The sequence below is a fragment of the Campylobacter sp. P0103 genome, from assembly GCF_002139545.1.
Taxonomy (GTDB): domain Bacteria; phylum Campylobacterota; class Campylobacteria; order Campylobacterales; family Campylobacteraceae; genus Campylobacter; species Campylobacter devanensis.
Map to the genome: position 1 here is coordinate 224732 of NZ_MJKG01000002.1, position 14307 is coordinate 239038.

General features: G+C 31.2%; 16 protein-coding genes. 10 read left to right on the plus strand and 6 right to left on the minus strand.

All coding sequences use genetic code 11. The features are described 5' to 3' along the window. Positions 1-113 precede the first annotated feature (113 nt). The 5 genes from CIGNP103_RS08125 (at position 114) to sodB (ending at position 5179) form a co-directional block, all read left to right on the plus strand. Positions 114-257, plus strand: a complete 144-nt coding sequence (locus CIGNP103_RS08125) for a hypothetical protein (RefSeq protein WP_180381795.1) — start codon at positions 114-116, stop codon at positions 255-257. A 12-nt stretch (positions 258-269) separates the two neighbouring features. After that, positions 270-1871: a site-specific DNA-methyltransferase gene (locus tag CIGNP103_RS03850; RefSeq protein WP_086241549.1), complete on the plus strand. Its 1602-nt coding sequence runs from the start codon at positions 270-272 to the stop codon at positions 1869-1871. Between the two features lie 2 nt (positions 1872-1873). Beyond that, a complete protein-coding gene (locus CIGNP103_RS03855) occupies positions 1874-3019 on the plus strand; it encodes a DEAD/DEAH box helicase (protein ID WP_086268617.1) in 1146 nt (381 codons plus the stop codon). Then, on the plus strand, positions 2994-4424 hold the full coding sequence (locus CIGNP103_RS03860) for a hypothetical protein (RefSeq protein WP_086268618.1): 1431 nt from the start codon (positions 2994-2996) through the stop codon (positions 4422-4424). The genes CIGNP103_RS03855 and CIGNP103_RS03860 overlap by 26 nt, the downstream gene beginning before the upstream one ends. Positions 4425-4528: 104 nt before the next feature. Next, positions 4529-5179: a superoxide dismutase [Fe] gene (gene sodB / locus CIGNP103_RS03865; protein ID WP_086244938.1), complete on the plus strand. Its 651-nt coding sequence runs from the start codon at positions 4529-4531 to the stop codon at positions 5177-5179. Between the two features lie 186 nt (positions 5180-5365). On the opposite strand, the gene galE is transcribed toward sodB, so the two are convergent. Genes galE through CIGNP103_RS03895 form a run of 6 tightly spaced genes read right to left on the minus strand, consistent with a single transcriptional unit; the run spans position 5366 to position 9391 of the window. After that, positions 5366-6355 (minus strand): UDP-glucose 4-epimerase GalE, encoded by a 990-nt coding sequence (galE, locus tag CIGNP103_RS03870; protein WP_086228652.1) that lies wholly within the window; start codon positions 6353-6355, stop codon positions 5366-5368. Positions 6356-6389: 34 nt separating this feature from the next. Then, a complete protein-coding gene (locus tag CIGNP103_RS03875) occupies positions 6390-7031 on the minus strand; it encodes a formyltransferase family protein (protein ID WP_086268619.1) in 642 nt (213 codons plus the stop codon). Further along, entirely contained in the window at positions 7028-7549 is a 522-nt protein-coding gene (pseH, locus tag CIGNP103_RS03880) for a UDP-4-amino-4,6-dideoxy-N-acetyl-beta-L-altrosamine N-acetyltransferase (RefSeq protein WP_086268620.1), read from the minus strand. The genes CIGNP103_RS03875 and pseH overlap by 4 nt, the downstream gene beginning before the upstream one ends. Further along, entirely contained in the window at positions 7530-7769 is a 240-nt protein-coding gene (locus tag CIGNP103_RS03885; protein WP_086228654.1) for a hypothetical protein, read from the minus strand. The genes pseH and CIGNP103_RS03885 overlap by 20 nt, the downstream gene beginning before the upstream one ends. Then, positions 7770-8585, minus strand: a complete 816-nt coding sequence (locus CIGNP103_RS03890; protein WP_086268621.1) for a DNA ligase — start codon at positions 8583-8585, stop codon at positions 7770-7772. After that, positions 8582-9391 carry a 3'-5' exonuclease gene (locus CIGNP103_RS03895; RefSeq protein WP_086241542.1) on the minus strand — a complete coding sequence of 270 codons (810 nt, stop codon included), beginning with the start codon at positions 9389-9391 and terminating at the stop codon, positions 8582-8584. The genes CIGNP103_RS03890 and CIGNP103_RS03895 overlap by 4 nt, the downstream gene beginning before the upstream one ends. Before the next feature lie 60 nt (positions 9392-9451). On the opposite strand from CIGNP103_RS03895, the gene waaC reads away from it, so the two are divergent. Genes waaC through CIGNP103_RS03920 form a run of 5 tightly spaced genes read left to right on the plus strand, consistent with a single transcriptional unit; the run spans position 9452 to position 14303 of the window. After that, the gene (waaC, locus tag CIGNP103_RS03900) at positions 9452-10417 is read left to right on the plus strand and encodes a lipopolysaccharide heptosyltransferase I (RefSeq protein WP_086232660.1); all 966 of its coding nucleotides are present in this window, start codon (positions 9452-9454) and stop codon (positions 10415-10417) included. Further along, the gene (locus tag CIGNP103_RS03905; protein WP_086268622.1) at positions 10410-11273 is read left to right on the plus strand and encodes a lipid A biosynthesis lauroyl acyltransferase; all 864 of its coding nucleotides are present in this window, start codon (positions 10410-10412) and stop codon (positions 11271-11273) included. The genes waaC and CIGNP103_RS03905 overlap by 8 nt, the downstream gene beginning before the upstream one ends. Beyond that, the gene (locus CIGNP103_RS03910) at positions 11270-12340 is read left to right on the plus strand and encodes a glycosyltransferase family 9 protein (RefSeq protein ID WP_086225295.1); all 1071 of its coding nucleotides are present in this window, start codon (positions 11270-11272) and stop codon (positions 12338-12340) included. Before CIGNP103_RS03905 ends, CIGNP103_RS03910 begins: the two co-directional genes overlap by 4 nt. Before the next feature lie 36 nt (positions 12341-12376). Further along, entirely contained in the window at positions 12377-13399 is a 1023-nt protein-coding gene (locus tag CIGNP103_RS03915) for a glycosyltransferase family 4 protein (protein WP_086268623.1), read from the plus strand. Next, positions 13383-14303 carry a glycosyltransferase family 9 protein gene (locus tag CIGNP103_RS03920; protein WP_086268624.1) on the plus strand — a complete coding sequence of 307 codons (921 nt, stop codon included), beginning with the start codon at positions 13383-13385 and terminating at the stop codon, positions 14301-14303. Before CIGNP103_RS03915 ends, CIGNP103_RS03920 begins: the two co-directional genes overlap by 17 nt. Positions 14304-14307: the final 4 nt, after the last annotated feature.

Sequence of the window (14307 nt, forward strand, 5' to 3'; positions counted from 1 at the left end):
CTAGAAAACAAAATTTAATATCCGCTGATCTATATAAAAATATAATTTATCACTATTTTGATGAGTTTAAATTTATAAACTAAAATATAGATAAATTTGATGAGTTTATCAAGATGAGTATCGAGACTCTAAAAATCATAGCAAATATAGACAAAATCATCCCCACACAATACAAAAAATCAAATGGCCAAATCATTAGCAAAATTCTAGATGAGTGTGTATTTGTCCCATTGCTTGATGGAACAGAGCAGAGATAAAAAAGGAGTAATATGCCAACTTTAAACTGGGTAGGAAAAGATGAGGTTTTAAGATACAATCCACCTTATCACACGCTAGAGAAAAAATATACTTTTAATTCTAGAAATGATACAAGCGAAAATATGATAATCAAAGGCGATAATCTACTTGCTCTAAAAGCCCTTTTGCCAAAGTATGAGGGTAAAATTAAATGTATTTACATAGACCCGCCATATAACACCGGCAATGAAAACTGGGTATATAATGATAATGTAAATAGCCCAAAAATCAAAAAATGGCTAGGCGAAGTAGTAGCAAAGGACGACCTTTCACGGCATGATAAATGGCTATGTATGATGCTGCCACGATTAAAGCTGCTTCACAGGCTTTTAAGCGATGATGGTGTGATTTTTATCAGCATAGATGATAATGAAATGGCAAATTTAAAATTGCTTTGTGATGAAGTGTTTGGATTAAATAATTTTATAAGTATAATGACAGTAATAGTAAATCCAGGCGGTAGAGATTATGGCGGAATAGCTAAAACTTCGGAGTATGTTTTAGTTTATAGAAAAAGCTCAAACACTACATTATTTAAAATAAATGATGATGAACATATATTCACAATGAAAGATGAAATAAGTCCATTTGAATTAAGGGAATTAAGAAATCGTAATGTTAAATTTAATGATACTAATAGACCAAATTTATGCTATCCATTTTTTGTAAATCCAAATAAAAAAGATGAATTTGATTTATATGATATTGCTTTGGAAAAAGATGAAAATTTTTCTATTGAAGTAATGCCTTTAAAATCTCAAGGAATTCAAACTGTATGGCGTTGGGGAAAAGAAGAAAGGTCTAGAAAAAATTTAAATATTAATATTAAAGCGAAAAAGAAAAAAGATGGTTCGTTTATGATTGTTGAAAAATATAGAGATGAACTTGTAATGATTAAAAATGTTTTAGTTGATAAAAAATATAGAACTGAAAATGGTTCAATACAAATAAAAGAAATTCTTGATTCAAAAGCTTTTGATTACCCAAAACCAAAAGAACTAATATATGTATTGCTTCAATTATCTACCGATAAAAATTCCATTATACTAGATAGCTTTGCTGGTTCTGGCACTACTGCTCATGCAGTTTTAGAGCTAAATAAAAAAGATGGCGGAAATCGTAAGTTTATTTTAGTAGAGATGGAAGACTATGCTGAAAATATCACAGCCGAGCGTGTAAGAAGAGTGATAAAAGGCTATGGCAAAGAGCCAGAGAATTCCGCTACTGGTGGGGATTTTAGCTTTTATGAGCTTGGAGATAGACTGCTGCTAGAAAATGGCAATCTAAATGAAAAAGTAAGCATAGAAAAGATAAGAGAATATATCTATTTTAGCGAGACAAAAGAAAAATGCGAACAAAATGATAGCGATTTTTTAGGTAAGTGCAATGGAGTGGCTTATTATTTTATTTACAAAAAAGATGAAGTAACTACACTAGATTTTGAGTATTTAGCAAAGTTAAAAAAGGCTAGTAGTTATGTGATTTATGCTGATGTATGTGTGCTTAGTGATGAGACTATGATGAAATACAATATAACTTTCAAAAAAATTCCAAGAGATATTAAAAAGGTATAAAAATGGAGCTAAAATCATATCAAAAAAAGGCTATAAATGATTTAAAAAGCTATTTGAAGTGTTTAGATAGCTATGGCATAAAAGAAGGCTGGAATAAATACTGGCAAGACATGGGTGTAAATGCTGGTAAATACCACAATAAAATAAAAGCTGTGCCAAATGTTTGTGCTAAAGTGCCAACCGGTGGCGGTAAGACTTTTATAGCTTGTGCTAGCATAAAAGTAATAAGCGATGTAGTATCAAAAATAGATAAAATATTTGTGATATGGCTAGTGCCAAGTGAAGCAATACTAACTCAAACCATAAAAAATCTAAAAAACCCTAAACACCCTTATAGAGAGCGTTTAAACGCTGATTTTAATAGCGATGTAGAAATTTTTAGCTCAAATGATTTACTAACTAAGCTAAATAAAAGTAATCTAAAAAGCCTAAATATCGCAGTTTTAAGCTTTGCTAGTCTAAGAATAAACAATAAAGAAATGCGCAAAATGTATCAACAAAATGGCTCTTTGCTTGATTTTGATAGTTTTTTAGATGATAGAGAAAACCTAGAAGATGTAGAGAAATTGAGCGTAATAAATGTAATAAGAAACTTTAAGCCAATAGTGATAGTAGATGAGAGCCACAACGCAAAGAGTGATTTAAGCTTTGAAATGCTTGAAAATTTAAATGCTAGTTTTATTTATGAGCTTACTGCCACACCAAAGGATAGCTCAAATATCATACACTATACAAATGCCACAGAATTAAAGCAAGAAAACATGGTAAAGCTACCAGTAATTTTATGCAACTTTGTAAATGTAGCAAGTGTTATAGACAATGCGATAGTTATACAAAACAGACTAGAAGCAATAGCAAAGAGTGAAAACGCTGATTTACGCCCAATAGTGCTATTTCAAGCACAAAGTGGAGCAAATGAAGATGCGCAGACTTTTGAAAAAATAAAAAAGAAATTAGTAAATATCGGTATAGATGAAGAACAAATAGCGATAAAAACTGCTAAAATCAACGAACTAGATAAAATTGATTTATTAGATAAAGATTGTAAAATACGCTATATCATCACTATAAATGCGCTAAAAGAAGGCTGGGATTGTCCTTATGTGTATATTTTAGCTAGTATTGCTAATAAAAAACTCTACTGCTGATGTAGAGCAATTAATAGGTAGAGTACTTCGGCAGCCAAACGCTATAAAATACAAAAACCAAGATTTGAATATGAGCTATGTGCTTACTTGCTCAAATGACTTTGATACAACTGCTAAAAGTGTAATAGCTGGATTAAATGGAGCTGGGTTTAGTAAAGATGATTATAGGCAAAAGGATTTTAGAGAGCTAGAAGAGATGGCAGAAAAGCCACAAGAGCTAAAAGATATCCTTGAATATGCTAACAATGAAAATGATAGCGATGAAGATAAAAATAGTGAGTTTTTATCTGCTGATGTTAATGCCCAAAATATCGCAAAAAATATAGAGTTAGGAAATAAAACTAACAATATACTCAAAAATGCTAAAACACAGGCTAATGAATACGATAAAGAAGTAGAGAAGACTTCATCAAATTTGGATTATTTTGGAGATTTAGAAGTGAAAGCTAGCAAGATAAAATTTGAAGTTGAAAAAATACCTCAATTTGTAAAGCTTTTGCCTAGTGGCTCTATTTTATTTGAAGAATTAAATAGCAAGGTGCTAGAAAAAGAAGATTTGGAAAAAGATTTTAAATTAGCAGATAAAGATATACAAATCAATTTTGACTTAGCAGAAAGCAATATTTTTGGAGTGTATTTGAGCAAAGATGATAATTTTCCAAAATATAAAAAAATAACACAAATACAAAGAGAGTATTTTAAGCAGTATCTAAAAACAGCCAATGATGAAACTAGAATTCGCCAAAGTATAAATTTGATTTTTAGTAAGTTAAGAAATGATAATGCTTTAAACGAAAATGATTTAAAAAACTATATAGAGCGTATAGTAAATAATCTAAGCGATGAAAGAAAAGCAAAATTATTAGATGAAATAGACGCATATGCACTAAAAATAAGAAATAAAATCAATGAGTTAAAAAGTGAGTATAGGGAAAAAGTATTTTATGATTTGCTAAATAAAGGCAATATCAAAATAAAAAATACTTTTAGCTTTGAGCCAACAATACAAGCTTCAAAACTAAACTCTTTGCGTGATAAATCTCTTTACGAAGAAGAAATAGACAATTTGAATTCGTTGGAAAATAAAGTACTAACCGAGATTGTATCGTTAGATAACATAAAGTGGTGGCATAGAAATAAAGATATAAAACCTGGATTTTGTATAAATGCTTTTATCAATCATTACCCAGATTTTATAATTTGTACCGAAAATGAAAATATCATAATGGTAGAAGTAAAAGGCGATGATAGAACAAACGATGATAGTAAAATAAAATTAAAATTAGGCTCAAAGTGGGCGGATAAAGCTGGGGATAAATACTTTTATTTTATGGTATTTGAAAATAGTAAAATTGAAGGCTCTTTACTCGTAGATGAGTTTATTGATACTATAAAAGAGTTGTGATATTTAAATTTCGCAATATTTGTAAATTTATTTAAGAGTTTTATACTCTTATTTAATATTTTAGGCTATAATTTCAAATCTCAAATTTAATCAAAGGATAAAATATGTTAGAGTTAAGAAACCTACCATTTGACCCAAATTCCAACGCAGTAGTGAGTAAAGAAGCCTGTGATTATCACCATGGCAAACACCACCAAACATATGTAAATAATTACAATAATCTTACAAAAGATAGCGACCTAGCTAAAGCTAGTTTGTATGATGTACTTGTAAATTCACAAGGCGGATTATTTAATAATGCTGCACAAGTGTATAATCACGATTTTTACTGGGATTGTATAGCTAAAAAAAGTGACAAAAGTAGCGAATTAGAAGCAGCTTTAAATAGTGATTTTAATGATTTTAAAGCTGAATTTATCAGCTCTGCTACTACACTTTTTGGCTCAGGCTGGACATGGCTAGTTTATAACCCAGCTACAAGCAAACTTGAGATTAAAAATACTTCAAATGCTGCTACTCCAGTAACTGATGGTCTAGTGCCACTACTTGTAGTTGATGTATGGGAGCATGCGTATTACATTGATAGTCGCAATGCTCGTCCAGCGTATTTAGAAAAATTTTATGAAAATATCAACTGGGATTTTGTAAGCACAGCGTATGAGTGGGCTAAAAAAGAGGGATTAAACTCAGTTAAATTCTACATCGATGAGCTTCATCCAGTAGCTAGTTGCTGCGGACATTGCGGTTGTAATTAATCATTTTAAATACTAAATTTGGCTAGAATCATAGCCAAATTTAGCTAGAAAATAGATAAAAATTTATTTTTATCACAAAGATGGTAAAGCCATTATATTATTTGAGATTTAGCTCCAACTTTGCTGGAGCTAAAAATTTAAAATTATTTATCACTTTTGCAAGCAAGATCGCAATATATAACAAATTTAAATCTTTTTCTCCCATGCAAGTGCTGAAGCGATTATAGTCTCTAGATTATCCTTTTTAGGCTTCCAAGATGTAAGATTTCTAAGCTTAGATGAATCTGCTATAAGCACAGCAGGATCGCCTAAGCGTCTTGGCGCATCTATTACTTCAAAATCCACACCGCTTATTTTCTTAGCAGTATTTATAACCTCAAGTACACTAAATCCATGCCCATATCCGACATTAAAGATATCACTATCATTGCTATTTAAATAATCCAAAACCGATAAATGTGCACTAGCAAGGTCTTCGATATGAATATAATCTCTAATACAAGTTCCATCTTTAGTATCATAATCACGCCCAAAAATACTCATATTTGCTCTTTTGCCAGTTATTGTTTGTGTAGCAACTTTAATTAAATGAGTTGCGTTTGGATAGTTTTGGCCAATTAAAGAGTCACTTGAAGCGCCTGCGACATTAAAATATCTTAAAATTCCATACTTAAATTTGCTATTTGCAGCGGCTGCGTCTTTTAAAATTTGCTCACTCATTAGCTTTGATGTACCATATGGGTTTATAGGATTTTGTGGGCTATTTTCACATACTACTCCATCTTTTGGCTCACCATAAGTTGCAGCTGTAGAGCTAAATATAAACTTCTCTACGCCAAATTCCACCGCAAGATTAATAAGATTTGCTGTATTTGCAGTATTGTTTAGATAGTATTTTAATGGATTTTGCATACTCTCAAATACCTCTATATACGCAGCAAAATGTATAATAGCATCAAATTTATGCGAAGCAAAAATCTCTTTAAGATGAGCAGTATCAGCTAAATCGCATTTGATAAAATCAAATTTACCTACACTCTCAAGTGCTACTAATGCATCTTGTGAACCACTATAAAAATTATCAATTACAGTTATCTTATCAGCTGCACGCTCTAATAAAGCTTTTAATACATGCGAACCAATATATCCAGCACCACCAGTTATCAAAATATTCATTTCTACTCCTTAAATTTGCAATATTATAACCAATTTAATTCTCATCTTGACTATAAATTTTTAAAATAAATTTCTTTTTATCCTTATAAAAATATGCTGGATACTCATCATTGCTAGCAATTCTTAATTGATTAAAAAGCTCATTTAAGCTTAAATTTGGATCAAGCTGACTATCTTTTGGACTGCGTTTTGGGTAAAATGTACGCTCTCCTATTTGTTTGATTGGAGTTAGATTTTTATAATTTATTATAAATTTCAAACTCATCTCAATACACATATTAGCTTGTAACTCTCTAAGCTCATCATTTAACTCTAGGCCGCTTAATTTCAAAGTCTCCTTAAGATAGTAATCTCCGCTATCAACGCCACTATTAGCCTCAAAAAGAGTAAAAACTATATCATTTTTACCTTCTAAAATCTGCCAAAACATTGGCGACCAGCCACTACCTCTTGGTAAATCAGAAGCATGAATAACAATATTATGGCGATTTTTAATCAAAAACTCTTTATCAATTATTCTATGATAACTAAGTATAAAAACAACATCATAACCACTAATTCGTTCATGAAAATTATAAATTTGGCTATCAAATCTACGATGTCTTAATAGATCTTGCAATTTTAATGCATATGGCTCAAACCATTGATTAGCTGTAGTAAGAATTGCAATCTTCATGCCAAGAGCCTTTCTTGGCAAAAAATAGGTATATTAAGCCCTACCCCCCCCCACTGGCGGCTAAAATATACCATATCTTTATCCTTTTTAATTATATTAAATTCAAATTTTTTATAAAGCGTTATAGCTCTTAAATTATCTATAAAAGCTTTAGCTAAAATCTCTTTAACACACAGCCTATTAAACGCATAATCTATAACCACTTCCATAAGTAAATCGCCCATACCACGCAAATCTGGACTAGCATATATCCCAAATTCGCAAGAGCTTTTAGAGATATTTACAAATGAGATCACTCCAATTGCTAAATCATCTTTATAAACTAAAAAATATATTTTATCATTAGAACTACTAAGAGTATCTATAAATCTTATATGCTCATTCCACTCTATACTTTTATTTATCATATACCTAGCAATTTTAGGGTTGTTTCGCCAATTATAAATCATCTTTATCTCTTTAGTATCTAAGCTAGTAAAATTGACAAGCTTTATACCATTAATCAAGCTTTCTAGCATCTATCTCCTCACTTTTATCAACCCAACCATACTCGCACCACTCTAGTTTTTCATTATCGATATTTTTAAATTTCCTATCACACTCCCATTTGCCCATACCTAGCATTCGCATCGTCTGACCATATCTATAACCCTCTTTTTGCTCTTTTGTTTTTGGCTCATATAGTATTAGCGCATTTAAGCTAACGATCAATACGCATAAAAATATAATTTTTTTCATCTATTCACCTCTTTTAATTCGTAAAAATACTGGAAATCTTGGCTTATTATTACTGGTTAGATTTTGAAATTTATATGTGATTATGGTGCCTATTTTTGGGGGATTTTTTCGTATTTCATCACTAAATCCAGATCCAATTTTAAATTTAATTTTACTAAAAATATCTACACAATCTATTGAACCCATAGCACCTTTATACTTACCTTTACCATTATTTATAGCTACTATTTGACACTCACTATCATGCCACTTTTTTAATTTTAGTATTTTATCGTTTCGGCCACTTATATATGATGCATTTGGATCACGAACTACTATACCTTCGCCACCTTTGCTTACAATCTCATCTAAAAAGGCAAAAGCATGGAGATTGTTTTGAATATAAGTTTGCTTTACAACTTTTATAAAACTACTTGGATTTAGGCTTAAAAACTCTTCTAAATAGGCCATTTTATCACTTAAATTTCCATCAAATTTAGGTAGATCAAATACCATATACTTAATATTTTGCCATGCTTTAATATCAGGATTTTTATCTAGTACTATAGAAGCAATTAGCTCAAACTCTCCTCTATTGCTCCACAGCTCTCCATCAAGTGCAAAATCTGGCAATTGAGCTATAAAGCTAGATGGTGCATTAATTATATTACCATTACGACTTTTTAACTCCTTGCCATCCCAAATAGCACGCACACCATCATATTTTTCGCTCATCATCCATCCGGTTAGATTTTCATCTTTATACTCTTTAAGAAGCATTACAGAAGAAAAAGCACTAGAACAAACTAGCCAAATTAATAAACATATCCTAATCATCTACGCCCTAATCTATCAAGTTCATTTTTTATATATCTATCAAATACTATGCTATAACTCATATCTGATTTTTGGGTGTTTAGATACTCATTCATCAAGCTTAAATAATTAGCATAATCATCTAAATTTAACCTGCCACGCAATAATTCATATTTTAAAAATAACCAATATGTATTTAGCGTATCAGATTCACAATATTCATCAATTTTATCTTGCTCTCCATTATAGTATAAGTTCATCACCTCATCGCCACAAACATCATATTTACCAGGCAGATTTAAACTAGCACAAAGTAGATCTAGCTTTAGCCCGCTTACAGTCTTAAAATCGCTAATATGATCAAGCAAATCAAGATGAAAAACTCCATCATACCTACTTCTATAATTGCACCATTTATCCTTGCCATTAGCTCTATCATTGGTGTTAAAATACTCACTAGCTTCTATATTATAACGCATCGCTCTTATCATCAGCATAGGCAGATCAAAGCCTCTACCATTATAACTCACAAGTCTAGGATTATGCTCATTTATAAATTTAATAAATTCAGCTATTTTTTTCTCTTCACTATCTCCAGCAATCGTAGATACTCTTTTAAATCTACCAAACTCATCAGCTATTACTGCACTAATAGTTACTACTTTATGAAAACAAACTGGCAAAAACTCACTTCCACTTTGCTCTTTTTGCGCCTCAAGTGCCATTTGTGCTACACTCTTATCATCACCTTCATAACCATAAGCCTCTCTTAAAGAATCACAATCAGGCACAGTCTCACAATCAAATACGCATATATAACCGCTCATAAATTACCAACTTTTAATCAAATTTAGATAAAATAATAGCAAAAAATCTTGGAAAATTAGTTGAAAATAGCAATTATTAGACTCTCAGCTCTTGGTGATATAGTTCATACAAGCATTGTTGTGCAATTTATCAAAAAGCATTTTAAAGATGCTAAAATTAGCTGGTTTGTAGATGAAAAATTTAGTAGTATTGTTCATCTTTTAGATGGCGTTGATGTTATCACACTTCCTTTAAAGGATAAAAAATTTATTAAAAGTTTTAAAATTCTTAGAGAATTTAGTAATCATTTTGATCTTATTATAGATTTTCAAGGCCTTATAAAATCAGCCCTTGTAGCTAAAGTTTTAGGTAGCAATATAGCTGGATTTGATAAAAATAGCATAAAAGAGCCACTAGCTTCTATATTTTATAAGAGTAAGTTTAAAATTGATTATAATGAGAATATTATAAGGCGAAATTTAGCTCTTGCTAGCGCTGCTTTGGGCTTTAGCTTTAATGATAATGATATCAAGCAAAAATCTGCTTGTTTCATCTCAAATATAAAGCCTAAACCATCTAAAACTATTTTAATAGCACCATTTGCAAGCGAAATGAGCAAATGCTATGATAAGTTTAATGAAGTTATAAATTTGCTAAAAGATTATGAGATTAATATCATATCAGCAAATGCTAAAGAGTATGAACTTGCTAGTAAAATTGCTTATAATACCCATGCTAAAGTACTTAGTCCTATGAGTTTATCTAAGGTAATAGATTTTATGCAAAGCGTAGGACTTGTAATTGGCAATGATAGCGGTATAACTCATCTAGCTTGGGCTCAAAATAGAGCTAGTATCACTCTTTTTGGAAATCGACCAAGCCATAGAAATAGCTTTATCACGCCTATAAATTATACTATTGATACAGGCAAAAAAATCGATGCAAGAAATATAGATAAGAGCGATTACTGCATAAATGAGATATCACCAATTAATATAGCAAATTTAGCAAAAAATATTTTAAATTCTGAGCTTTTAAATGGTTGATTTTTTATATTTATGGCTATATTATATGCTTAGATTTATCGCAATCTACACTCCAAAAGCTATTCAAAATATATTTTTTGATCTACTTGCAAAATGCTTTTACAAATTTGATAAAAAACATACAAATATAATGCGAACCAATCTAAAAATGTGTAAATTTGAGAATATAGAAGAGATTATTTTACAAACTTATCGCAATTTTGCCCACTTTGGCGTGGAGTTTTTACGCAATCAAAATAACACAAAAGAGCAAATTTTATCTAAAGTTGAATTTAAAAATGCTCAAATTTTAGATAAATTCAAAGATCGTCCAATTATCATCACCACTGCACATTATGGCAATTGGGAGCTTTTTAGCCTTGCGATGGCAGCTAAATTTGGCCCTGTAAGCATTGTAGGCAGAAACCTTGATAGTCCTGTGATGGATAGAATTTTAAGCAAAAATAGAAGTAAATTTAATATAGAAGTAATTCCTAAAAGTGGTGGCGCAAGAGCGATTATGAAAGCATTGCAAAATAGAAGGCTTCTTGGCATTTTAGTTGATCAAAATGTAGATATTAGAGATGGAGTAGAGTGCGAGTTTTTTTCTAATCGTATCTCGCACACACATGCTGCTAGTATCTTTGCTACTAAGCTTAATGCAATAATAATCCCAGCTTTTATCAAAAGAGTTGGCGATAAAAATGAGATTAGCTTTTATGACCCAATAGATATCAATCAACTAAATGGCGATAAAATCAAACAAGCCACACAAGCCCAAAGTAGCGCTACTCAAGATATGATAAAAAGCAAGCCAGATGAGTACTTTTGGATGCATAAGAAATTTAAACAGTTCTACCCAGAGATTTACAAATGAAAATTTTAATTATTAAATTTAGATTTATAGGCGATGTGCTTTTAACTACGCCATTAGTTGCTAATCTTAAAACTCATTATCCTAATGCTTCTATACACTTTGCTTTAAATCAAGGAACTCAAGCAGTAATACAAAATAATCCACAAATTGATAAAATCCATATCTATGATAGAGGCACTATTAAAAAATCTAATATATTTAAGCGAATTTGGCTTGAGTTAAAATACGCCTTAGAGTTAAGAAAAGAGAAATTTGATATAGTAATAAATACTGAAACTAGCGATCGTGGGATATTCTTAGCTAAATTTAGCGGAGCTAAAACCATAGTATCACGCAAAGGCACAAACCAAATTCTAAACAAACTCATAACTCACGAATCCAAATCAAACGGCCATATCGTAATGCAAAATTTATCTGCCATTAATGCTTTGGGTAAAGATATTATCACTACTAAAGTAAATTTATATTTTAATAATTATGATTTAAATTTGCCAGATTATTTTATCCATATTCATCCTATGGCTAGGTTTGATTATAAGTGTTTAAGCAATGAAGCAGTAGCTAAAATTATTGATTTTTGCGAAATTGAGCTAGATAAAAGAGTTGTGCTAACCTGTGATAAAAATCCAAATGAGATAAGCAAAATGAAAAATATCTTATCACTTTGTAGCTCAAACCCAATTGTATTTATGGGAAATTTAAGCTTAGATGAAGTGGCATTTTTAAGCTCTAAATCAAAGCTATATATCGGTACTGATACTGCTATAATGCATATGGCTGCAGCCAATGATGTGCCGTGTATAGCTATTTTTGGGCCTAGTTATACATCTGCTTGGGGTCCATGGGATAATTCAAAATCCAAAAGCCTCTATCAAAGCAAAGGAGGGATTCAAAAAATGGGTATTCACACTGTAATTCAAAATAATTTAAAGTGTGTCCCATGCGGTCTAGAAGGGTGCAATAATTCTGGTGTGAGTGAATGTTTAAATAGTTTAGATATTAACTGGATAAAAAATGAAATAAAAAACCATTTTATTACACAAAGTCAACAAAATTTAAATAAATAAACCAATTTATAAGCCTAGCTATGTTAAAATCAAAAAATGAAAAATATATCAATCTTAGAAATAAGCTTTTCTAGCAAAAATCAGAGGTTTATCGAGCGCTTAAAAGCTGCTTTAAATTCGCTTAAATATACTACTATATCTAAAAATTATAGTGGCATTAAAGATAAAACTAGCCTACTGGGGTCGCTTAAAATCAATAATATAGCCAAAAAGCAAAAGGGCAATGAGTTTTATATCTGTTTAGATAGATTTGATAGTGCTGATATATATTTAGCTAATGATGGTGTACAAAAAATTTATAAAAAGCTTTATAAATTTTGGTTTTTAAGCTTTTCAAATTTCATCGTTGGTCAAATTGAGAAAAAATGTGTCCAAAACGCTACTAAAATTATAGCAAATTCAAATCTAACTCGCTTTGGATTAGAGACTGTTTATAATCTAGACCCAAATAAATTAGTTACCATTTATCCAGGAATCACACCTCCAATTCAAATCCAAAAAGGCAGAGCCAAGATGCGTTTATGTAATGAGCTTGGGCTTAATATGGAATTGCCAATTATACTATTTGTATCAGATAATTTTAGGATTGATGGAGCTAGGGAATTTATTGAGCTTTTAAGTCGTTTGGAGACCAAGGTAAATGCACTTATTATCGGTAGCGATAAAACTGTTTTAAAATATAGAAAAATTGCCCAAAATCTTGGTGTTACAGTTATTTTCCGCCCATCTCAAACTATAATGAATCACTACTATGAAGCAGCTGATATATTTGTTTTGCCATCGCATTATAACTCATTTAGCAATCAACTCTTAGAAGCGCTTAGCTATGGTTGTGCGTGTTTTACTACTGAACAAAATGGAGCTAGTGAGATTTTAGGTAGCGAGTTTATTATGAAGGATGCTAGTGATCAAAGTATAGATGGATATATAAATCTTTTGCTAACAGATCATGATCTACTTTTAGAGATTTCAGGACAAAATAGCGAATTAGCACGCGAATTTAGCGTTGAAAAGAATCTAAATGAAATTTTAAAGGTTATTGGTGAGAGTATTCATTGAGTTGCCAACATGGCTTGGCGATGGGGTAATGAGTAGTGCTGCTATTGCAAATATTAGGGCAAATTTTAAAGATACAAAGCTAACATTTTTTGGCTCTGCGGCTAGTACGGCTCTATTTGCTAATCTTGGCGATATTATAATAGATGAGTCCAAAAAATCCAAATTTCGCCTAGCATATCTATATAAATTAGCCAAATCCCAGCCTAAATTTGATGCATTTATCAGCTTTAGAAGTCATCTAGCCTCAAAGGCTTTGGCATTTTTTATTCACGCTCCAAAAAGTGGAGTATATAGGCCAATTAATAAAAGTGACCATTTAGTAGTTGATTATCTAAATTTTAGTTCAAAAGCCCTTAATATTGGTATTTTAACCAATGAAATGGAGTTAAGCTTTACCCCACAAATTTATACTAGGCCGACTCTAGGGCTAAATCCAGGCGCAACATATGGAAGTGCTAAAAGATGGTATCCTAGCTATTTTGCTCAGGTTGCTATGGAGTTAGCAGATAAATTTGATATTTTGATTTTTGGTGGAAATGGCGAGATAGAGATTTGTGATGAGATTAGCTATATTTTGACTAAAAGCGGTATATCGCATATAAATCTTTGTGGTAAAACTAGTATAAAAGAGTTAGCTAGTTATATTGCTGGACTTGGGCTTTTTATTACTAATGATAGCGGACCAATGCATATCGCAGCTGCTTTTAAGGTGCCAACAGTTGCACTATTTGGCCCAACTAACTTTACTAGAACTAGCCCATATAATAACCCAAAAGCAAGACTAGCACATCTAAATTTGCCATGTATGCCATGTATGAAAAGAGTCTGTCCGCTAGGCTCTCATGAGTGTATGAAAGAGCTAAAGCCAGCCCTTGCATTAGAGCTAGCTAGACAAATTATATAATTTA